Source organism: Paraburkholderia sp., assembly GCF_028283785.1.
In the GTDB taxonomy this organism is placed as follows: Bacteria; Pseudomonadota; Gammaproteobacteria; order Burkholderiales; family Burkholderiaceae; genus Paraburkholderia.
The window spans coordinates 1-21,071 of sequence record NZ_JAPWKB010000001.1; the positions used below are offsets into that span (position 1 = coordinate 1).

At 62.5% G+C, this 21,071-nt stretch carries 21 protein-coding genes and 1 pseudogene; 7 read left to right on the top strand and 15 right to left on the bottom strand.

Annotated features, from left to right (window positions below):
• The 4 genes and pseudogenes from PW947_RS00005 to argS form a co-directional block, all read right to left on the bottom strand.
• Positions 1-112 (bottom strand): annotated as a pseudogene (locus PW947_RS00005) (short-chain dehydrogenase); the annotation flags it as partial.
• Between the two features lie 15 nt (positions 113-127).
• The gene (locus tag PW947_RS00010; protein WP_299628414.1) at positions 128-760 is read right to left on the bottom strand and encodes a thiol:disulfide interchange protein DsbA/DsbL; all 633 of its coding nucleotides are present in this window, start codon (positions 758-760) and stop codon (positions 128-130) included.
• 150 nt (positions 761-910) lie between these two features.
• Positions 911-1,687, bottom strand: a complete 777-nt coding sequence (locus PW947_RS00015) for an SPOR domain-containing protein (protein ID WP_299628418.1) — start codon at positions 1,685-1,687, stop codon at positions 911-913.
• Positions 1,688-1,763: 76 nt separating this feature from the next.
• Positions 1,764-3,554 carry an arginine--tRNA ligase gene (gene argS, locus PW947_RS00020; protein ID WP_299628421.1) on the bottom strand — a complete coding sequence of 597 codons (1,791 nt, stop codon included), beginning with the start codon at positions 3,552-3,554 and terminating at the stop codon, positions 1,764-1,766.
• Positions 3,555-3,861: 307 nt separating this feature from the next.
• On the opposite strand from argS, the gene PW947_RS00025 reads away from it, so the two are divergent.
• The gene (locus PW947_RS00025) at positions 3,862-4,188 is read left to right on the top strand and encodes a DUF1840 domain-containing protein (RefSeq protein WP_299628424.1); all 327 of its coding nucleotides are present in this window, start codon (positions 3,862-3,864) and stop codon (positions 4,186-4,188) included.
• Between the two features lie 152 nt (positions 4,189-4,340).
• Here PW947_RS00025 and PW947_RS00030 read toward each other — a convergent pair whose 3' ends face one another.
• The 9 genes from PW947_RS00030 to PW947_RS00070 all read right to left on the bottom strand — a co-directional run bounded on the left by PW947_RS00030 (position 4,341) and on the right by PW947_RS00070 (position 14,379).
• A complete protein-coding gene (locus PW947_RS00030) occupies positions 4,341-4,541 on the bottom strand; it encodes an acid-shock protein (RefSeq protein ID WP_299628427.1) in 201 nt (66 codons plus the stop codon).
• Between the two features lie 181 nt (positions 4,542-4,722).
• A complete protein-coding gene (metH, locus tag PW947_RS00035; RefSeq protein WP_299628430.1) occupies positions 4,723-7,440 on the bottom strand; it encodes a methionine synthase in 2,718 nt (905 codons plus the stop codon).
• A gap of 4 nt (positions 7,441-7,444) precedes the next feature.
• Positions 7,445-8,149, bottom strand: a complete 705-nt coding sequence (locus PW947_RS00040) for a DUF4276 family protein (RefSeq protein ID WP_299628433.1) — start codon at positions 8,147-8,149, stop codon at positions 7,445-7,447.
• The gene (locus PW947_RS00045; protein ID WP_299628435.1) at positions 8,149-9,240 is read right to left on the bottom strand and encodes an AAA family ATPase; all 1,092 of its coding nucleotides are present in this window, start codon (positions 9,238-9,240) and stop codon (positions 8,149-8,151) included. Before PW947_RS00045 ends, PW947_RS00040 begins: the two co-directional genes overlap by 1 nt.
• Before the next feature lie 26 nt (positions 9,241-9,266).
• Positions 9,267-10,346: a homocysteine S-methyltransferase family protein gene (locus PW947_RS00050; protein ID WP_299628437.1), complete on the bottom strand. Its 1,080-nt coding sequence runs from the start codon at positions 10,344-10,346 to the stop codon at positions 9,267-9,269.
• A gap of 247 nt (positions 10,347-10,593) precedes the next feature.
• A complete protein-coding gene (locus tag PW947_RS00055) occupies positions 10,594-10,851 on the bottom strand; it encodes a DUF3567 domain-containing protein (RefSeq protein WP_299628439.1) in 258 nt (85 codons plus the stop codon).
• A gap of 118 nt (positions 10,852-10,969) precedes the next feature.
• A complete protein-coding gene (gene pcaD, locus PW947_RS00060) occupies positions 10,970-11,758 on the bottom strand; it encodes a 3-oxoadipate enol-lactonase (RefSeq protein WP_299628441.1) in 789 nt (262 codons plus the stop codon).
• 291 nt (positions 11,759-12,049) lie between these two features.
• Complete coding sequence (locus PW947_RS00065) at positions 12,050-13,366, bottom strand: DUF3108 domain-containing protein (RefSeq protein ID WP_299628443.1); 1,317 nt, start codon at positions 13,364-13,366, stop codon at positions 12,050-12,052.
• A gap of 137 nt (positions 13,367-13,503) precedes the next feature.
• Entirely contained in the window at positions 13,504-14,379 is an 876-nt protein-coding gene (locus PW947_RS00070) for an IclR family transcriptional regulator (protein WP_299628445.1), read from the bottom strand.
• Positions 14,380-14,554: 175 nt separating this feature from the next.
• Between PW947_RS00070 and PW947_RS00075 the strand changes: the two genes are divergently transcribed.
• The 4 genes from PW947_RS00075 (at position 14,555) to PW947_RS00090 (ending at position 18,834) form a co-directional block, all read left to right on the top strand.
• The gene (locus tag PW947_RS00075) at positions 14,555-15,541 is read left to right on the top strand and encodes a fumarylacetoacetate hydrolase family protein (RefSeq protein ID WP_299628447.1); all 987 of its coding nucleotides are present in this window, start codon (positions 14,555-14,557) and stop codon (positions 15,539-15,541) included.
• Between the two features lie 161 nt (positions 15,542-15,702).
• Positions 15,703-16,947 (top strand): ABC transporter substrate-binding protein, encoded by a 1,245-nt coding sequence (locus tag PW947_RS00080; protein WP_299628449.1) that lies wholly within the window; start codon positions 15,703-15,705, stop codon positions 16,945-16,947.
• A 61-nt stretch (positions 16,948-17,008) separates the two neighbouring features.
• Positions 17,009-17,884, top strand: a complete 876-nt coding sequence (locus tag PW947_RS00085) for an enoyl-CoA hydratase/isomerase family protein (protein WP_299628451.1) — start codon at positions 17,009-17,011, stop codon at positions 17,882-17,884.
• A 77-nt stretch (positions 17,885-17,961) separates the two neighbouring features.
• On the top strand, positions 17,962-18,834 hold the full coding sequence (locus PW947_RS00090) for a PhaM family polyhydroxyalkanoate granule multifunctional regulatory protein (RefSeq protein WP_299628453.1): 873 nt from the start codon (positions 17,962-17,964) through the stop codon (positions 18,832-18,834).
• Between the two features lie 111 nt (positions 18,835-18,945).
• Here PW947_RS00090 and PW947_RS00095 read toward each other — a convergent pair whose 3' ends face one another.
• Complete coding sequence (locus PW947_RS00095) at positions 18,946-19,128, bottom strand: hypothetical protein (protein WP_299628455.1); 183 nt, start codon at positions 19,126-19,128, stop codon at positions 18,946-18,948.
• A gap of 212 nt (positions 19,129-19,340) precedes the next feature.
• Between PW947_RS00095 and PW947_RS00100 the strand changes: the two genes are divergently transcribed.
• Positions 19,341-20,213 (top strand): ferritin-like domain-containing protein, encoded by an 873-nt coding sequence (locus PW947_RS00100; protein WP_299628457.1) that lies wholly within the window; start codon positions 19,341-19,343, stop codon positions 20,211-20,213.
• 95 nt (positions 20,214-20,308) lie between these two features.
• Positions 20,309-20,791, top strand: a complete 483-nt coding sequence (rfaE2, locus tag PW947_RS00105; RefSeq protein WP_299628459.1) for a D-glycero-beta-D-manno-heptose 1-phosphate adenylyltransferase — start codon at positions 20,309-20,311, stop codon at positions 20,789-20,791.
• Positions 20,792-20,815: 24 nt separating this feature from the next.
• Here rfaE2 and PW947_RS00110 read toward each other — a convergent pair whose 3' ends face one another.
• A complete protein-coding gene (locus PW947_RS00110) occupies positions 20,816-21,067 on the bottom strand; it encodes a hypothetical protein (protein ID WP_299628460.1) in 252 nt (83 codons plus the stop codon).
• Positions 21,068-21,071: the final 4 nt, after the last annotated feature.

The window sequence follows — 21,071 nt, forward strand, 5'->3', positions numbered from 1 at the left end:
CGCGCCGTGCGACCAGGCCGAGAATCGCGCCGCGCCGTGCATATTCGCTGGCGAGCGCGAGGCCAATGCCGCTGGATGCGCCGGTGATGAAAACCTTCAACGGTGAACTCATACCGGCGATCCCGAATTACATCTTTTTAGCGCGGATTTGCGACACGAGATAGTCGAGCACCGTGATCGTGCCCGGCAGGCTGTTGGTCGCAGCCGGACCCGTTTCGTACTTGCCCTGAACCGCGATCGTCGGCACGCCGTCGATCTTGTAGTCGTTCAGCAGCTTGGTGTCGCGTTGCAGCGCGCTTTGCGTCGAGAACGAATTGTACGCGTCCATGTACTTCTTGGGATCGACGCCGTTCTTCGACAGGAACTTGACCTGATCTTCCGGCTTCAGCAGATAGTCTTTGTTCACGTGGATTTCGTTGAAGACCTTCGGCGTGAGTTCCTGCGCGACGCCGAGTGCGTCGAGCGCGTGGTACATCTTCGAATGCGGGATGAAGTCGTCACGGAACGCGACCGGCACGCGCTTGAACACGACGTCCGGACCTTGCTTCTTGATCCATGCTTCCAGGTACGGGTCGAATTCGTTGCAGTGCGGGCAGCCGTACCAGAAGAACTCGGTCACTTCGATCTTGCCGGCCGGCGCGTCGGTGGGTTGCGGCGTGGAGAGAACGGTGTAGTCCTTGCCTGCGACCGGGGAAGCCGCGTTTGCAGCGCCGGCGACGAAGCCCAGCGAGATGAAGAGAATGCTCAGCAGTTTTTTCATGACTTTGATGACCCAATTAAGCGGAATAACGACGACTTGCGTAGCGTGCCCGAGGCGAGCACCGCGCGAACACAAAAGCGGCGGCGCTCACTCTAACGCGATTTGGCCCTGCGCAACCTCGAGCAATGCAGATGCAAGCAACGCGGAAGCTTACTGTTTGGTGAAGCGGATCACGGCCGTGTCCACGCCGGCATCCGACAGACGCTGACGCGTGGTGTTCATGTCTTCGAACTTCGCAAACGGACCGATCCGCACGCGGTAATACGTGATGCCGCCCGCGTCGCGTTGCGTGACCTTCGATTCGAAGCCCTGGAAGCCGAGACGCGCGCGTTGCTGTTCGGCATCGGCGGCGGTCTTGTACGCGCCCACCTGCAGGAAGTAGCCGGTGTTCGCGTCGGCGCCGTTCGCGCTCGCGGTGCTGCTCGCGTTCGGCTTGGCGTTCGATGCGGTTGCGCTCTTCGGTGCGGACGTGGCCGAGGTCGGCGCGGCGGTATTCGCCTGCTGCGACTTCTTCGCGCCGGACGCTTCGGTGTTGTCGATCGCGGCCTTCGGCGGCACGGCAACCCCGTTCGCGTTAGACGGCGGCACTTCGACGATTTGCGGTTCGTCGAGCATGCCCGATTGCGTCTGCGACGTGGTCTGCCCCGGCGCGGTATTCGGCGGCGCAGGTTGCGCGGCTTGCGGCACGGCCTGACCCGGCGTCTTGCCTTGCAGCGGACGGTTCGGATCGTATTGCGGCTGGCTTGCGCCGGCATCCGACGCGCTCGGCGGCGCGACCTTGGCGACGAACGGCGTGGGCGCGCGCGTGATGTAGAGCGCTACGACGACCGCGATTGCGAGACCAACGATCAGGCCTAGCACGATGCCGAGAAATGTCCCCCCGGTTTGCTTCGACTGCTGCTTTGTTGTGCGGCGCGGTTTTGCCATTGTGCGAATTACCTGCGTAAAAAATCTCGGAACGGCCGTCGATTATAGCGACGGCCGGTTGCGTGACGCGGTGGACTTACATCTTGACGGGAGCGGAGACGCCGATCGTGGCCAGGCCGTTTGCCAGCACCTGACGGGTGGCGGCGAGCAACGCGACACGCGCATTGCGCGCCGCTGCATCGTCGACCAGAACCCGTTCGGCCTTGTCATTGTAGAACGAGTGAAATTCACCGGCGAGGTCGCGCAGATAGAACGCGACCGCGTGCGGCGCGAGCTCTTCCGCGGCGTGCGAGAGCATGTCCGGATACTCGGCCAGTTTTTGCAGCAAGGCCATTGCGCGCTCGCTGGTCAACGGCGAAACGTCGATCTGCGACAGCGTGGTTTCGTCCGTGTTGTAGCGCGACTTGCATTCGGCGATCACCGAGCAGATGCGCGCGTGCGCGTACTGAACGTAGTGCACCGGATTTTCGTCGTTCTGCTTCAGCGCGAGGTCGATGTCGAATACGAATTCGGTGTCGGCCTTGCGCGAGATCAGGAAGAAGCGCACCGCGTCGCGGCCGCGACGGATCGTGTCTTCGTCGAGCAGGTCCGGCGCGACTTCGGAACCCGGCGTGGCGCCGCCCGACCATTCGATCAGGTCGCGCACCGTCACATAGCTGCCCGCGCGTTTCGAGATCTTCACTTCCTGGCCGTCGCGCATCACCGTGACCATCTTGTGCAGCACGTAGTCGGGATAGCCCTTCGGAATGCCGACGCCCAGACCTTGCAGCCCGGCGCGCACGCGCGCGATGGTGCCGTGGTGGTCCGAACCCTGGATGTTGATGACCTTCGTGAAGCCGCGTTGCCACTTCGTGACGTGGTAGGCGACGTCGGGCACGAAGTACGTGTACGTGCCGTCGGTCTTGCGCATCACTCGGTCTTTGTCGTCGCCGTCGTCGGTCGTGCGCAGCCACAGCGCGCCGCCTTCCTCGTAGGTCTTGCCGGCGGCGATCAGCGCATCCACCGTCTTTTCGACGCGGCCTTCCTTGTACAGCGACGACTCCAGGTAATAGCGGTCGAACTTCACGCCGAACGCCTGCAAGTCCATGTCCTGTTCGTGACGCAGATACGCGACCGCGAACCGGCGGATCGCTTCGAGGTCGTCGATGTCGCCCTTGCCGGTGACCGGTTCGCCGTCTTTCGCGGACACGGTTGCGCCGTTCAGGTAGTCGCGCGCGATGTCGGCAATGTATTCGCCGTTGTACGCGGACTCGGGCCAGCCGTCGTCGCCCGGCTTGAGGCCGCGCGCACGCGCTTGCGTCGAGACGGCCAGCGTGTGGATCTGCACGCCCGCGTCGTTGTAGTAGAACTCGCGATGCACGGCCCAGCCTTGCGACGCGAGGACGTTCGACAGCGCGTCGCCGAGCGCGGCCTGACGGCCGTGACCGACGTGCAGCGGACCGGTGGGGTTGGCCGAGACGAATTCGAGCAGCACATGCTTGCCCGTGTCGCGTTGCGACTGGCCGAAGGCTTCGCTTTCCGCGAATACCGCGCCGATCACCGCCTGCTTCGCGGTGGCCGAAATGCGCAGGTTGATAAAGCCGGGACCGGCGACTTCCGCGCCTTCGACAAGGCCCGAAGCTTGCGGGAGCGCCAGCAACGCGTCGACGATCTGTTGCGCCAGCGCACGCGGATTCGCGCGCAGCGGCTTGGCCAGCTGCATCGCCACGTTACAGGCGACGTCGCCGTGTGCCGCGACCTTCGGGCGTTCCAGCGTGATGACCGGCGCGACGAACGCGGCTTCGGTCGAACCTTGGGTCGCCTCGGCGACCTGTTTCACCGCGTCGGCGAACAGGGTTTCAAGTGTGTGTTTGTGTGCAGGCAGCATGCTTGTTGCGAGTCCAGTGAGGCAATCCGTGAAACGGGGAGGGCGCCGCGCGCGGCGTGCGGCTGCTCAGTGACCGAAACGCACGCGATGAGGCAGGCGGTTCGGCCTTTTGCGGCGTGTCAGGCGGCGCGGGTTTGCAATCAATGGGATTTTAGCAGGTGCTAATATGTCCAATGGGATGCCCAGCACGGGCTTAGGCCGTCAGGACAAGCAGATACGGCGAGTTTCAGGGTCGTGCAGGCCGCGCAAACCGGCGTTCGACGTCCGGGTACGCGGGTATCCGACATAACGAAAAAGGAGAACTGTCATGCTGATCACCTTCAAATCGCGCGCCACACCCGATGTGGTGATGCTGGAGAATCTTGCGCAATATCTGGTCGGCATCGTCGGCAAACGGCTCGGCGAGCGCGGTGTCATCACGGTGGACGAAATGCCGGACGCGATCCACAAGCTCGAATCCGCGATCGCCACGGACAAGCAGGAGCGCAACGAGCATGAAGGCCATTTCCATGAACACGAGGAAGGCCACGAACATCACGAGCAGCCGATCGGCCTCGCGCAGCGCGCGTTCCCGTTTCTCGACATGCTGCGCGCCGCACACAAGGAAAACTCCGACATCATGTGGGGCGTCTGACCGGAACGGCGGAACGACGCGGCGTCGGCACGATCGCCGGAGGTCGCGGCAGACTGAGTGCGGTTAGCGCCGCTATCAAACACAAGAGCCCGCTCGAAGCGGGCTCTTGTGTTTTGCGGGCCGAAGCAGGCGTCGAGACCGCTGCAATACGCTTACTGGGCAGCCGATGCCGCTTCCGGCGCAGCCTTGCTCTTCTTCACCTTTTTCTTCTTCGGCTTCTTGACGTGCGCCTGGGTAGGCGGCGAGTACGAGCTCGGCTGGCTGGAACCGGCCGGCGCGGCCGGTTGCGCGACCGCGACCGACGTGCCCGCGACGAGCGACAGCGCGCACAGCAACAAAGTCAGCTTTTTCATGCAGTTTTCTCCGTGACGTTTTGCAAAGTTGGTTGGGCCGACGCGTGTTACACCGCATCTGGCCGAGTGAAGCTGTTGCAGTCTACAAAGCCGAAAACCGCGTGGAAGAAAATAAACTGAAATATTCAACCTTACGCCGCCGATATAGTCGTTATCAGCGTCGCCAGGTTGACAGCCGGATTCACAACAACGGTGCAAGCGCGCGTTCGGCGTCGCGTTCGGACAGGTTCATCCGTTTCGCGAAATCGTCGAGCTGGTCGCGGCCGATCTTCCCGACCGAGAAGTACGTGCTGTCCGGGTGCGCCAGATAGAAGCCGGAGACGCTCGCCGCAGGCAGCATCGCGAGCGATTCCGTTACGCTCATGCCGATTTCTTCGGCGCGCAGCACGTCGAACATATCGCGTTTGACCAGGTGATCCGGGCACGCCGGGTAGCCGGGCGCCGGACGGATGCCGTGATATTTCTCGGCGATCAGGTCGTCGTTGGACAGGGTTTCGGCGCTTGCATAGCCCCACAGGTCGCGGCGCACGCGCGCGTGCAGCGCTTCGGCGAAGGCTTCCGCGAACCGGTCGGCGAGTGCTTTGAGCATGATCGCGCTGTAATCGTCGTGATCTTTTTCGAACTGCTGTTCCTTGATATCGACGCCGAGACCGGCCGTGACCGCGAACATGCCGATGTAATCCGCGATGCCCGATTCCTTCGGCGCGATGAAGTCGGCGAGGCAGCGGTTCGGCCGCATCACGCCGTCCACCACCGGACGCACGCTTTGCTGGCGCAGATTGCGCCACGTGAGTGCCACTTCGGTGCGCGATTCGTCGGTATAGATTTCGATGTCGTCGTCGTTCACGGTGTTGGCCGGCAACAACGACAGCACGCCGTTCGCCTGCAGCCAGCGGCCCTGGATCAGGCGCGACAGCATCGATTTACCGTCCGAAAACACCCGGCGCGCCGATTCCCCGACGATCTCGTCGTTCAGGATGGCCGGATACGGTCCGGCGAGATCCCAGGTCTGGAAGAACGGTGCCCAGTCGATATAGTTCGCGAGGTCGGACAGGTCGTAGTTCTTGAAGACGCGCCGGCCGATGAACTTCGGCCTGGGCGGCGTATAGGCGCTCCAGTCCACACGAGTCTTGTTCGCGCGCGCTTCGGCGAGCGTGACCATCGGCTGGGCCTTCTTGTTCGCGTGCGCCACGCGAATCCGGTCGTAATCCGTCTTCAGTTCTTCGACGTACTTTGCCGCGCCTTCGTCGGACAGCAGGCTCGACGCCACCGATACCGAACGCGACGCGTCCGGCACGTACACCACCGGCCCTTCGTAATGCGGCGCGATCTTCACGGCCGTGTGCACGCGCGAGGTCGTCGCACCGCCGATCAGCAGCGGAATCTTCTTGATACGGAAATAGTCGTCGCGCTGCATTTCCGACGCGACGTAGGCCATTTCCTCAAGGCTCGGCGTAATCAGACCCGACAGACCGATGATGTCCGCGCCTTCCACCTTGGCCTTCGCGAGAATCTCGTTGCACGGGACCATCACGCCCATGTTGACCACTTCGAAGTTATTGCACTGAAGCACCACGGTCACGATGTTCTTGCCGATATCGTGCACGTCGCCCTTCACGGTCGCCATGATGATCTTGCCCTTCGCGCGGACGTCGCCGCCGGCCGCGGCCAGCTGACGCTTTTCTTCCTCGATGAACGGGATCAGATGCGCGACCGCCTGCTTCATCACGCGCGCGGATTTCACCACTTGCGGCAGGAACATTTTTCCCTGGCCGAACAGATCGCCGACGATGTTCATGCCGTCCATCAACGGTCCTTCGATCACATTGATCGGGCGACCGCCGGCGGCTGCGATCTTCGCGCGGACTTCTTCGGTGTCTTCGGTGATGAAGGTCGTGATACCGAGCACGAGTGCGTGCGCGAGACGCTTTTCGACCGGCTGGTTACGCCATTCGAGGTTCTCTTCCTTCTTCGCCGCGCCGGTCTTGAACTTGTCGGCGACTTCGAGCAGGCGGTCGGTGCCGTCATCGCGACGGTTCAGCACGACGTCTTCGACGCGCTCGCGCAGTTCTGCATCGAGGTCGGCATACACGCCCAGCTGCCCGGCGTTGACGATGCCCATGTCCATGCCTGCCTGGATCGCGTGATACAGGAACACCGTGTGGATCGCCTCGCGCACCGGATCGTTGCCGCGAAACGAGAACGACACGTTCGACACGCCGCCGCTCACCTTTGCATACGGCAGGTTCTGTTTGATCCAGCGGGTCGCTTCGATGAAATCGACCGCGTAGTTGTTGTGCTCTTCGATGCCGGTCGCAATCGCGAAAATGTTCGGATCGAAGATGATGTCTTCCGGCGGAAAACCGACTTCGTTGACCAGAAAGTCATACGAGCGTTTGCAGATTTGCGTCTTGCGCTCGAAGGTGTCGGCCTGGCCCTTTTCGTCGAACGCCATCACGACGGCGGCGGCACCGAAGCGGCGGATCAGGTTGGCGTGATGACGGAACGCTTCCTCGCCTTCCTTCAGCGAGATCGAGTTGACGATCGCCTTGCCTTGCACGCACTTCAGACCCGCTTCGATCACTTCCCACTTCGACGAGTCGATCATGATCGGCACGCGCGCGATGTCCGGTTCAGACGCGATCAGATTCATGAAGCGGACCATGGCCGCTTTCGAATCGAGCATCGCTTCGTCCATGTTGACGTCGATGACCTGCGCGCCGTTTTCGACCTGGTGGCGCGCAACCACCAGCGCATCGTCGAACTGGCCGTTGAGAATCATCCGGGCAAACGCCTTCGATCCGGTCACGTTGGTGCGTTCGCCGACGTTGATGAAGAGCGTGCCGCTCGTGACGTTGAACGGCTCGAGGCCGGAGAGGCGCATGGTGTGGTCGGTCATGGCGTTAGCTCAATATTTCGATGTTTGGGCGTGCGGCGGCAAGAGTCGGCAGCGTCAGGATCCGGTCGTACCATTGGCGAAAATGCGGACATTGTTCGCGGATCCGGTCCAGTCCGATACGGGCTGCGGCGACGGGGCCGTGGCGCACTTTACGGTAGCGCGGACGCAAGTGTTCGAGGCGCTTCGACGGTGCGGTTTGGGGTGAATCGTTGATCCATTCGGGATCGTCGACGGCAGCGCGCGCGGCGATCAGCGGTGCGCTCTGGTCGGCCCATTCCGGTTCGCTCTCGCACAGTCGCACGATATCGGAGAAAAGCAGCGATTCGAATTCGTGCGGCTGAACATACGGGATAAAGCGGTCCGGACGACATTGCGCTGCCGCGATGATGTCGTCGTGCAGCAAGGTTTCGATCTGTGTCGAGCGTGCGGCGGGTGCGAGCCGTCGGGATTCGACGACGCCTCGAAACGATGTGTCGAGGCCGTAAAGGTCGATCAGCGTCGTGATATAGGTGTCCTCGCGTTCGCGAAGGGTATGACACAAAAACTTCGTGACGCGAGCGAGGTTCAACCCGCCGCCGCTTTGGCCTTTCGACGTATTGATCAGTCGCGAGGTGGCGAAAATGTCGTTCGCGGCCAAGGCCGGCGCGAGCACGTCGCGCACGAAGGTTTCTTCGGTCTGTCCTTCTCCGACGACGATCAGCTCGATCATTATGCGGGCCTCCCGCCCAACACGTTCTGCTTCCACAGATCGCCGAGCGAGTAGTCGTCGAGCCAGTCTTGCAACTGCGTCGCGTCGAGCCGATGGAAGGTCGATGCGTTGTCTTTCCGATCCACGACGATCACGTCTTCCGGCTCCATGCTGTTCAACAATTCGACGGATTGCGTCGAGACGATCAGCTGTTTTTGCTCGGATGCGCGCTTGAGAAGATCTGCGAGCAGATTGACCGCGTACGGATGGAGGCCAAGTTCCGGTTCGTCGATCAGGATCGTTGCGGGCATCAGTTCCCACGGTTGCAGCAGCAACGTGCACAGGCAGATAAAGCGCAATGTGCCATCGGACATCGCGTGAGCGCTCAACGGCGTGTCCGGATCGCCGCGCTCAGTCCATTCGAGTTGAATCTTCGACAGGCTGTCGGCGCGGAAGATGAAGTCGTCGAAAAACGGCGCAACGAGGCGGATCGTGTCGACGATCAGACGGTAGCTTTGTGCGTGCTCGGTTTTGAGCATGCCAAGGTACGCGGCGAGGTTGGCGCCGTCTGCCTTAAGACGGAGCGTGTCGTTGATAGCGTGGAGTTGCTTGACCTTGGCTTTCTCGCCGGTATCGTGGAAGTGATACACACGGGTGCTGTCGAGGACGGTTCCGAGGTTTGCGAACCGGCTGTTTCTCGCGAGTTGCTTCAGATCGGTTTCTGCGCGGCCAGTTTGCATACCGCCGAACGACAGGCCCGGGACGTCGGATGTCTCGATGTCAAACGCTTGTTCAAGAAGCAGCAGACGATTGTCATTGGATGCAACGAGTCGAAATCCGTACCGGTCGTGTTCGCCAAAGCAAAACTCGACTGAAATCTCGTCCGTCACTTTCCGCGAAAAGTGCAGTAACGCGTCCGGGCCGCCCTGCTTTTGCACATACAACTGCAATCGCCCGTCATACATCTCCGCCAGCATGCGAAACAAACCGATGAAATTCGACTTCCCTGCGCCATTCGCGCCGATCAGCACGTTCAGGTTGCGCAACTCGAAGTCGCGCAACTCACGTATTGATTTGTAGCCTGCAATCGTCAGTTTGGTGACGCCAGCCATCGATGCACTCCCGTTCCGCGCCGCGATTAAACCGCTTCCGGATCTGTTTCCCGGTAGTTTGCCCACACGCGCGGCTTCACCTCAGCCAGCGCCTTCGCGATCGCCGCAATGTGATCCGGCGTGGTTCCGCAACAGCCGCCCGCAATGTTCACCAGTCCGGCCTGCGCGAACTCCTTCAGCAGACCCGACGTGTCGGCCGGCAACTCGTCGAAGCCGGTATCGCTCATCGGATTCGGCAAACCGGCGTTCGGATAGCACGACACATAGGTGTCGCACAGCTTCGCGAGTTCGGCGATATACGGACGCATCAGCGCCGCACCCAACGCGCAGTTCAAACCGAAAGTCAGCGGCTTAGCGTGGCGCAGCGAGTTCCAGAAAGCTTCGACGGTCTGGCCGGACAGAATGCGGCCCGACGCGTCGGTGACGGTGCCGGAGATCATGATTGGCAGACGTTCGCCGGTGTCTTCGAACAACTCGTCGAGCGCGAACAGCGCAGCCTTCGCGTTCAACGTGTCGAAGATCGTTTCGACCAGGAACAGATCGACGCCGCCGTCGAGCAGCGCCTTCGCCTGTTCGTAGTACGCCGTGCGCAATTCGTCGAACGTGACGTTACGTGCGCCCGGATCGTTCACGTCAGGCGAAATGCTCGCCGTTTTCGGCGTCGGTCCGATCGCGCCTGCGACGAAGCGCGGCTTGTCGGGCGTCGAGAATTTGTCGCACGCGGCACGCGCCAGCTTCGCCGATTCCAGGTTCATCTCGATAGCGAGACTTTCCATTCCGTAGTCGGCCTGCGCAACAGTCGTCGCACCGAACGTGTTGGTCTCGAGAATGTCCGCGCCGGCCGCCAGATACTGCTCGTGAATCTCGGCGATGATCGTGGGTTGGGTGATCGACAGCAGTTCGTTGTTGCCTTTGATATCGCGCGGGTAATCCTTGAAACGGTCGCCGCGATAACCGGCTTCGTCGAGCTTGTATTGCTGGATCATCGTACCCATCGCGCCATCGAGAATCAGGATGCGCGACTCCAACAGCGCGGGCAAGGCCGCGCCACGCGTATAAGCCGCTGCGGGTCGGGCAACACTGGCGGTTTTGGCTGGCTGGTTCATGGCGGACGGGCGGCGAGCGCCGCTGTTTCGGGAAACCTGTCATTGTAGCCGCAGCGGCGCTCTGCCGCCCAAGCCGCGCCGTGCGCGCGGGTGGTATCGATGAAGGCGCAACGGCTGCTACGGACCGCTGACGGAGAAGACTGGAAGTAAAAGATGCCGACTGCGTCATTAGACGTAAAAAAACCCCGCCGGATGCACCGTGCGGGGTTTTTTAAAGCGTGTCGCCGCGAAGATCTGGCTTGCGCGCTTAGTGCAGCACCACAGGCTGATGCATCAAGCTGTCGAACTGGCCGAGGAATTCGTCTACTTCGTCCAGCGACGGCTCCTCTTCGATCAACTTTTGCACATGCTCACGGAAGCTGGCCGCCATCGCACCGTCGATATAGATCTCACGTTGCATGTTCTTGTCCACGATCTCATAGCCACCTGATTTCATGGCGACGTGACCATCCTGCGGGGGAAACTCAACGACGCAATAATTGGGGCTGTTGTAGATCATTTGCATGGCGACACTCCTTATTTCCGTTGGCTCCAGGGCCGGTCTTGGACCTTACTTGGAGCGTTTGGTGTGGAATTCAAGGGGTGGGTCCGGACAACGCTCACCAACCTTCCGGACCTGACAGTTAGACCCTACTCTCAAGAAACGTTTCCAGCAATGCAGCGAAGCGATCAGATTGTTCGACAGGCGCCAGATGGGCTGCATCGAGTAACTCGAATTTCGCGCCCTGGATAGCGTCCGCAAGCGTTTGCGTATCAGCAGGCGGCGTGCCTGTGTCGTGTTTTCCTGCGACGGCAAGCACCGGCACGTCGATGCGCGAGAGTTGTTCCCGCGCATCGAAATCGCGTAAGGCTTCGCAAGCCAATGCGTAACCCTGTGACGAAGTGTTGCGCAGGACGTCGCGAACCTGTTCGAGCGCTTCGGGATGCGCGCGCTGGAAATCGGCCGTGAACCAGCGTGACAACGTCGCCGGAACCATCGACGCAAGGCTGTCGCTGCGGGCCGACGCAGCGCGCTGATCCCATGTCGAACGGGCTTCCGGGCGCGTGCCGGCGGTGGTGTCGGCGAGCGTCAACGTATCGACGCGCGACGGGAAATCGAGTGCGAACTGTTGGGCGATCATTCCGCCCATCGACATACCGACTACGTGCGTACTGGGTGCGCCGAGCGCATCGAGCAGCGTGGCGAGATCGCCGGCCAGCTCCTCTACGCGATACGGCTGGCCCGGCACGGCGGTCGATCCGTGACCGCGCACGTCGTAGCGCAACACCGTGTAGTCGTTGCGAAAATAGCCGGCCAGTTGGTCCCAGACCGACAGATCGCCGCCGAGTTGATGGATGAACGTCAGCCAGGGGCCGCCGCCTTCGTTGCTGAGAACGTAGCGCGTGTCGAGTCCGTTGATGTTCACTTGCATGCTTGAAGTCTCCGTCAAAGGTGACGCATGGGTCGGTAAAACAGAGTAAAGCATCGGGCGGAACTACAACGCGTCACGCGCGAGGCGAGACGAAGCCCGCAAGCAATGGCGCGCAATGCGACGCCTGGCAAGGCGCCGCGTGGCGTCGAACGATGCAGGCACCATCTGCGTGCACGGGTGATTGGCGTGTAGAACGTACCGGCCGGCGACGCGTGATGCACGCGTCGCTCTGCGTCCGAACCGCGCGTGGCGCGGAAGTTTCGGTCGCACGCAAAAAAGCCTGGCGATATATCAGGGCGTGTGGGGTGAGGCGGCGGGCGGATTCGCGGTCGCGTCGTTGTTTGGCGCGGTCGCTGAAGAGTCGTTCGAGGTGGTGTCGTTCGCGTTGCGATCCGATGCGTCGGGCGACGCTGGAATCGAACTCGCGTTTGAATCGCTATCCGAATCATTGGCGGATGGCGGCGTCGTGTCGTGGCCCGTGTTTGTCGCGGGACTTGCGCCCGGCACATTCAACGGACCTTTCCACACGAGTTGAATCTGCGTGCCGTTCGGTTCGGTTTGCATGATGCGCACGGGCAACCATCCCAACGACGGCGCGAGCCAAACGTCGATCCGTCGACGGTCGCCGTCGTGACGCGGCAAACGCATGAAATGCCGCGCGTTGACGTAACCCTGATCGGTGCGGATATCTTCGTCGCCGATCGTTTCGATCGGCCAGATTTCGCCGCTGTCGTTATCCGCGACGAAAAACTGACGCGTGACGCCCGGCTTGTACGCGGCCGGATCGCCGCGCACCAGACTCGCCAGTTGCATCACCATGCTGAAACGATCCTGCGCGCCGTCGGGCAACGGCAACGTGGTCGGCGTACGCGTAAAGCCGATCTGTTTCGTCGAACGGTTGAAGATTGTCACGTCTTCGCCGCGACGTCCGCGCTTCTCGATGTATTGATCCGGCGCGAGACCGAATGCATCGACGCGACCGTGGCTCGAATAGCTGAACGTGCCGACGAAAGGCAACGGCATCGACACGACCATCTCATACGACTGGCCGTCGCTGCGCCAGTGGATCGTGCCGGGTGCGTTGCGCACGCCGTTGTAGAACGTGTCGTAACTCAGTTCGCCGGAAGGTGGCACGGCAAACTTGACGCCCGGTGTCGCCTGCGCTGCATTCGTTGCGACGCCGTTCGCGGCACCCGCGCCAGCAGTTGCGGCGGAAGCGGAAGCGTTCGCCGCGCCGTCGGATGCGGCCGTAGCCGGTACCGCCGACGCCGCCGCCAGCTTCGATGCGCCGCTGTGCGTCGCCGTCAAAACGTGTTCGCGCGGTGGATGTCCGGCTGCCGCAGGTTTGGGCGATGCAGCGGGGGCAGCGGGCGCGGTGGGTTTGCGCTCGATGCGCTCGGGCGTCAGCAGCGAAACCTGCACCGGCACGTGGGTCGTTTCGTTCGTCTTGAAGCCGTTGCGATTGTGTTGAACCCAGACCGCTGCGATCCCATGCAGCACCATCGCGACGACGAGCGCGCCGATCCAGCGGCCGGTACGCGCTGGATTGCGTTCGGCAGCGGATGACGTAGTGCGATTGGAGCGGCGAAGAGCGGACAGAAGCGGCATTCAGACCACGAAGAAAACGGCGCGGAAAAGTAGCGGAATCCGGTGTGAAGCCGGAACAAAAAGTAAGGCGATGAAACGGCTGACAACCTGAGCGGAAGCGTGCGCCACGCATCGAGAATCGGACCGCACATCACCCGTCAACGTTCATTCCGACTATACCCCAGCTCATACGACAGCTTCTGCGCGCACTCGCGCAGCGCGACGTCCACATCGCCGCCCCAACGGATATCGAACGCGCCTTCATGGCCGAGCGCAATCAGGCCGAAGGCGAGATCGCCGGTCGAGTCGAACACCGGCGTGCAAAACGCATGAATGGTCGGCAGCAGCATGCCTTCGACGCGTGCCGATTCATGTTCGCGGACGTCGGTCAGCGTGCGCTCGACTTCGTCGATCGTGCGCGGTCCGCTGAGTTGCGAGCCGTGTCGCGTATCCGCGAGTTCGCGTTCGATCATCGCCGCGGTCTTGCCGCGCGGCAGATAAGCGGCGAACAGCAGGCCGGTCGCCGAGCCGAGCAAGGGCATCACGTCGCCGAGCTTCAGCGACGCCTTCGCCGGATGACTCGATTCCATCCAGTGAACCACCGTCGGCCCCTGATTGCCCCATACCGCGATCCCGACCGTCAGGTCGAGCCGGTCGCGCAATTCGGCCAGCGCGATGCGCGCGAGTTTCACCCCGTCGACGCGCGCCAGTCTCGCCAGTCCGAGTTGCAACGCGAAGCCGCCGAGTTCGTAACGTCCCGACAGCGGATCTTGCGCCACCACGCCGAGCCGCAGAAAACTCACCAGATAGCGATGCGCTTTCGCCGGACTCATGCCGGCGCGCTGCGCGAGATCGCGCAACATCATCGCGCGGGGTTCGTGCGTCAACACGTCGAGCAGACGAAACCCGACTTCGATCGACTGGATGCCGGAGCGCAGTTTTTCCTCGCCGGCCTCCGGCGCGTCGTCGTCGGCGGGATCGGGCGATTCGGTCGGATCGGCGCCGGAAAGCGCGCCTGAAGCGGAAGATGGCATAAGCAAGCCGCGCGCAACGCGGACGGTAAAAAACGCAGAAAGCGGGTGGGACGCATGACGGAGCCGGCTGTCGCGCGATGCGATGAACGGCGTCCGTTTGGGCTACGTCGATTCACCATCGTAAAATAGATTCCTTCCATCGTCACTAACACGGCTCACCCCGACTCAACCCGCTATGAAACTTGCCACGCTGAAGGACGGCACGCGCGACGGTCAACTGATCGTCGTGTCCCGCGACCTGCACACCGCCGCGATTGCCGATGCGATCGCGCCGACCCTGCAGCGCGCGCTCGACGACTGGGCCTTCTACGCACCGCAACTGAGCGATCTGTACGAGGCGCTGAATCAGGGGCGCGCGCGCAATACGTTCAACTTCGACGCGAAAGACTGCATGGCGCCGTTGCCGCGTGCGTTTCAATGGGCCGACGGTTCCGCCTACGTGAATCACGTCGAACTGGTGCGACGCGCGCGTGGCGCCGAGATGCCGCCCGAGTTCTGGACCGATCCGTTGATGTATCAAGGTGGCAGCGACGACTTCATCGGCGCGAGAGACGATGTGGTGTGCGCGTCCGAAGCATTCGGGATCGACTTCGAAGCGGAAGTCGCGGTGATCACCGCCGACGTCGCGATGGGCGTGACGCCCGATCAGGCGTTGAAGAGCGTGCGTCTGGTCACGCTGGTCAACGACGTGTCGTTGCGCAACCTGATCCCCGCCGAACTCGCGAAGGGTTTCGGCTTCTTCCAGAGCAAGCCGGCGACGTCGTTCGCGCCGGTCGCGGTGACGCCGGACGAACTCGGCGAACACTGGCGCGAAGGCCGCGTGCATCGTTCGATGCTGGTTCACTGGAACGGCAAGAAGGTCGGCCAGCCCGATGCGGGCACCGACATGGTGTTTCATTTCGGCCAGTTGATCGCGCATGCCGCGAAGACCCGCAATCTGCGCGCGGGCGCGATCGTCGGTTCGGGCACGGTGTCGAACAAGGACGCCAAGCGCGGCTATTGCTGTATCGCCGAAAAGCGTTGCCTCGAAACCATCGAGCACGGCGCGCCGCAAACCGAGTTCATGAAGTTCGGCGATACCGTGAAGATCGAGATGCTCGACGATGCGGGCAAGTCGATTTTCGGCGCAATCGACCAGTCGATCTCACCGCTCGACGCGTAATGTTCCGGCTTGCCGACGCTCACGCGGGAGCGCGGCGAAACCTCTGTCGAAAGGGTTTCGCCGGATAGCCGCGCCAATGCGCGCCGCTACACTGACTGACGCGTGGCGCGGTGAGCGCCGCACCCAAAAAAATCAGGCGGTTCAGGCGTAGGAGACGCGGCATGCAGCGAGTCAGGGCTAACGGGGCGGTTCAATATTCGCAAAATGAAAACAGCGGCGCGCACGACGTGCCGCCCGCTGGACGGCGGATCGGCACACGGCGGCGTGCGGTGCAACTGGCCGCGGCGTTGTGCATCGGTTTGCCGGGCATTGCGTTCGCGCAGGTGAAAATCGGCCTGGTGCTGTCGATGACCGGACCGGCCGCGTCGCTCGGCATTCCGGCGCGCGACACGGTCGCGTTGCTGCCGAAGCAGATCGGTGGCAAGAGCGTCGAATACATCGTCCTCGACGATGCGTCCGATACCACGCAAGCCGTGCAAAGCACCAAGAAACTGATCTCCGAAAGTCACGTCGATGCGATCATCGGTTCGTCGATCACGCCGAACTCGCTGGCGATGATCGATGTCGTCGCCGAGGGCGAAACGCCGATGATCTCGCTGGCGTCGTCCGCGAAGATCATCGAACCGGTCGACGCGAAACGTCACTGGGTCTTCAAGACGCCGCAGACCGACGCGATGATGGCGTCGGCGATCGCGGATCACGCAAGCAGCCACAACGTCAAAACGATCGCGTATATCGGCCAGGCCGACGCACTCGGCGAAACCTTCTATGCGGAAGTCGCGAAGTTCGCGCAGATCCATCACATCAACATGGTCGCGAACGAACGCTTCAACCGCACCGATCCGAGCGTCACGGGTCAGGTGCTGAAGATTCTCGCGGCCAGGCCGGATGCGGTGGTGGTCGGCGCGGCCGGTACGCCCGCCGCGTTGCCGCCCAAAACGCTGAAGGAACGCGGCTTCAAAGGCCTGATCTATCACAATCACGGCACCGGCAATAACGACTTCCTGCGCGTGTGCGGCGCGGATTGCAACGGCACGTTCCTGCCCGCGAGTCCGGTGCTGGTCGCAGCGCAGTTGCCCGCCGATCATCCGGCCAAACGGCTTGCGCTCGATTACATCGCGCGCTTCGAAGCGGCGCGCGGGCCGGGCACCGTGTCGGCATTTGGCTCGTACACATGGGACGCGGGCATGTTGCTGTCGAACGCGATTCCGGTTGCACTGAAGGCGGGTCAACCGGGCACGCCCGAATTCCGCCGCGCGCTGCGCGATGCGCTCGAAGCCACGCACGGTCTCGCGGATACCAACGGCGTCGTCAATATGAGCGCCACCGACCACATCGGACTCGATCAGCGCGCTCGCGTGATGGTCGAGATCAGCAACGGCAAGTGGCTGTACCAGCCGCGTTGATTCGCAACATCCAGCACGCGACACGCGCAGCCGCAACGATGCAGTAACAGGATCGAAGCTTATGTCTCAGGAATCGCAGGACAACGCGGCTCGGGCGTCCGGCGCGCACGAAGGCAATCCGGCGTTTTACGCGCGCTACGCCGCGCTGCAATTGCGGCGTCACCCGCACGGCATTCTCGAAATTGTGATGAACGGCGCGCACGCGAACAAAAGCGGACTCGCCACCGCCGACGAACACATGCACCGCGAACTCGCCGAAATCTGGCGCGACATCGACCGCGATCCGGAGACGCGCGTCGCGTTGATTCGCGGCGAGGGCAAAGGCTTCTCGGCGGGCGGCGATCTGGGTCTGGTCGAACAGATGGCCAACGATTTCGACGTGCGCGCGCGGGTCTGGCGCGAGGCGCGCGATCTCGTCTACAACGTGATCAACTGCGGCAAGCCGATCGTCTCCGCGATGCACGGACCGGCGGTCGGTGCGGGACTCGTCGCGGGTCTGCTCGCCGATATTTCGATCGCGACGAAAACTGCGCGCATCATCGACGGTCATACGCGACTCGGCGTCGCTGCCGGCGATCACGCGGCGATCGTCTGGCCGTTGCTGTGCGGGATGGCGAAGGCCAAGTATTACCTGCTGCTGTGCGAGCCGGTCAGCGGCGAGGAAGCCGAGCGGATCGGGCTGGTGTCGCTGGCCGTCGACGAATCCGAGTTGCTGCCCAAGGCGTTCGACGTCGCGCAAAAGCTCGCCAACGGTTCGCAAACGGCGATCCGCTGGACCAAATACGCGCTGAACAACTGGCTGCGTTCGGCGGGACCGGCGTTCGATACGTCGCTGGCGCTCGAATTCATGGGCTTTGCCGGACCGGACGTGCGCGAAGGCATCGAGTCGCTGCGCGCGCGCCGTCCGGCGGATTTCAAGGGGCACGATCCGTTTTGACGCAAGTCGACACGGTATGATCGGATGGAACAACCGCCGGATCACGCGATCCCATTCCAGTCTGCGAGGAGAACACGATGACCGACAACACGGGTGCAACGCCGCCGTTTCCCGGCTTTCCGGGCTTTCCGCCGGCCGAAATGCTCGAACGGATGTGGGGCATGATGCGGCTGTCGCCATTTAGCTCGGCGTTTTCGGGTGGACAGGGCGCGGGGCCGTCGCTGTCGATGATGTCCGACATCATGGCGCCGCTCACCAACGTCGAGGAACTCGACAAGCGCATCACCGACATGCGCGCGGTCGAGCAATGGCTGAAGCTGAATCTGAACATGCTGCAATCGGCGATTCAGGCGCTCGAAGTGCAGCGTGCGACGCTCGCCACGCTGCGCGCGTTCGGCGCGTTCGCGCAGTCGTCGATGTCGCAACCTGCTGCGGCGGCTGCCGCGAAGGCGTCGTCCAAGGCTGAAACACCGCCGCCTTCGCCGTGGGCGGCGATGTTCCCGGCGGCTTCGTCAGCGGGCACGACGGGCCCGGCGGAAGAAGCGGCGGGATCCGGCGCGGCGCCGGACGACAGCGCGGACACTGCCGCGACGCCGACCTTCGACGCTTCCGTATGGTGGAATCTGCTGCAAACGCAGTTCAACCAGATCGCGCAGTTCGCGATGGCGCAGCCGGGCGTGGCGGGATCGGCGGCGGCTTCGGCGGAATCGGCGGCTTCGGCCGCTGACGACGCTAAACCCGGCACGGGATCGGAAGAAACCACCCCGTCCGCAACGTCCGACGCCTATTCCCCCGCCACCGACCGCGAAGTCGAGGCGCAAATCGCGAAAGCTGCGGCACCGGCTGCGTCGAAACGCGCGCCGTCGGCGAAACGCGCGGCCAGCAGCGGCGCGGGCAGTGCGTCGGGCGCGCGCGGCACGAAGAAATCACCGTCGGAACGAGAGCGATAAGCGACGATCGCCGCCGTTGTCACACGCCGGGCACAGTAATGGCTGCACAATCCCCCGTGGTATCCGGGATAACCGAGCATCTGAACGTCGTGCGGTGTTTGTTGAGGTGCGTCAATACGCCTCGGTGCGGCCACTTTCGGTCGCTTGCCGGTACGCGGTGGCGTAGAGGCCGCGTGCTATCATGATGTAAGCTATTTGGCTGTCGGGCGTGCTCTGAAAATTACATTTCCAGCCGCCCAACGCTGCCGGTTCGCCGCCGGTTTTACCGGCGCGGCTTGGAAGATGCGGTTCCATGCTACCGGCTCGACCTCAGGCACAGGGTCTCCCTCACCCACGGTTGGCCGCGGCGCATGCCGCAACAATTCCTTGCTGCACGGTGAATCCGTCGCAGCGGCGACCGCGTAAATTTGAACACCCGGCTCGCGAGCGAACGTTTTCGTTCGCGTGCGGGGCGGCACTTGCAACAGACACAACAGACGTCGTATGCGTAGAACAGGGGTGGGACTATGAACACCATGCTTTATCCGGAACTTTATAAATCGCTCGAATCCGTTCGATGGGACATGGAGAAGGACATCCCCTGGGACAAATTCGACGCATCGCTCTTGACCGACGAGCAGGCCGCGACGATCAAGATGAACGCGATCACCGAGTGGTCGGCGCTGCCGGCAACGGAAATGTTCCTGCGTGACAACCATCACGACAGCGACTTCTCCGCGTTCATGAGCGTGTGGTTTTTCGAAGAGCAGAAGCATTCGCTGGTGCTGATGGAATATCTGCGCCGCTTCAAGCCGGAAATGGTGCCGACCGAAGAAGAACTGCACGCCGTGCGCTTCGAATTCGATCCGGCGCCGCCGCTCGAAACGCTGATGCTGCACTTCTGCGGCGAAATCCGCCTGAATCACTGGTATCGCCGTGCTGCCGAATGGCACACCGAGCCGGTCATCAAGCAGATCTACGAAACCATCTCGCGCGACGAGGCGCGTCATGGCGGCGCGTATCTGCGCTACATGAAGAAGGCGATGGCGCAAACCGGCGACATCGCGCGTGCGGCTTTCGCGAAGATCGGCGTGTTGATGGCGTCGGCGCGTCGTACGGAAAAACCGCTGCATCCGACCAACCTTCACGTCAACCAGGCGCTGTTCCCGCGCGACACGATCCAGTCGCGTCTGCCCGATCCGGAATGGCTCGAACGCTGGCTCGACGAACAGATCCGTTTCGACGACGGCTGGGAAAAGAAGGTTGTCGAGCGGATTCTGCACAACCTGTCCATTCTGTTCGAGCGCACCTTCAACACCGCGCAGGAACTGAACCGCTACCGCAAGGAAGTCGTCAACCGGCTGGCGGCTGACACCAAGTCGGCGGAACAGCCGGCCTGACGGTCACGACATCGAAACGGCCCGGCAAGCGCAAGCTTGCCGGGCCGTTTTGTATCGTCGCGGCGATTTTTCATTTCCGACTACTGTAGATACCCATGCCTGCCACTTTTGAACGCAAGCTCATGACGCGCGACGCGCTCGCGCAACTTCGTCCGTCGCTGCCGGGTCCGGTGGTGTTCACCAACGGCGTCTTCGACATCCTGCATCGCGGACACGTCACGTATCTGGCCGACGCGAAGGCGCTCGGCGCGGTGCTGATCGTCGGCGTGAATAGCGACGCGTCGGTGAAGCGGCTCGGCAAGGGCGACGATCGTCCGATCAACACCGAAGCCGACCGGATGGCGTTGCTGGCCGCGCTCGAAAGCGTCGATTACGTGGTGTGTTTCGGCGAGCAGACGCCCGTCGATCTGATCGGCGCGCTGCGCCCGGACGTGCTCGTCAAAGGCGGCGATTACGATATGGACGCGTTGCCGGAATCGGCGTTGGTGCGAGGCTGGGGCGGTCGCGCGCTGGCGATTCCGTTCGAACACGATCGCTCGACCACCAAGCTGTTGAAGAAGGTTCGCGAGCAGGGCTGAGCGCGCCGCCGGCGCAGCCCGCGCTTATTGCGACAGCGCCGACGCCGCCACGGCCGGTGCGGGCATCGGACCGCCGATCACCGGCTGATCGGCCGCTTGCGACGGCAAGATCGCGCGCACCTGCAACATCTCCGGATGCACCTGCCGGTCCAGATGATGCATTTCGCGCGGACCCGCAATCGGATCGGGTCCGAATACGCCGCGCACGGTCACGAACGCCAGCAGATTGGCGAGAAACAGAATGGCGATCAGCCAGCTCAACCAGCGCAAACTCATCGGG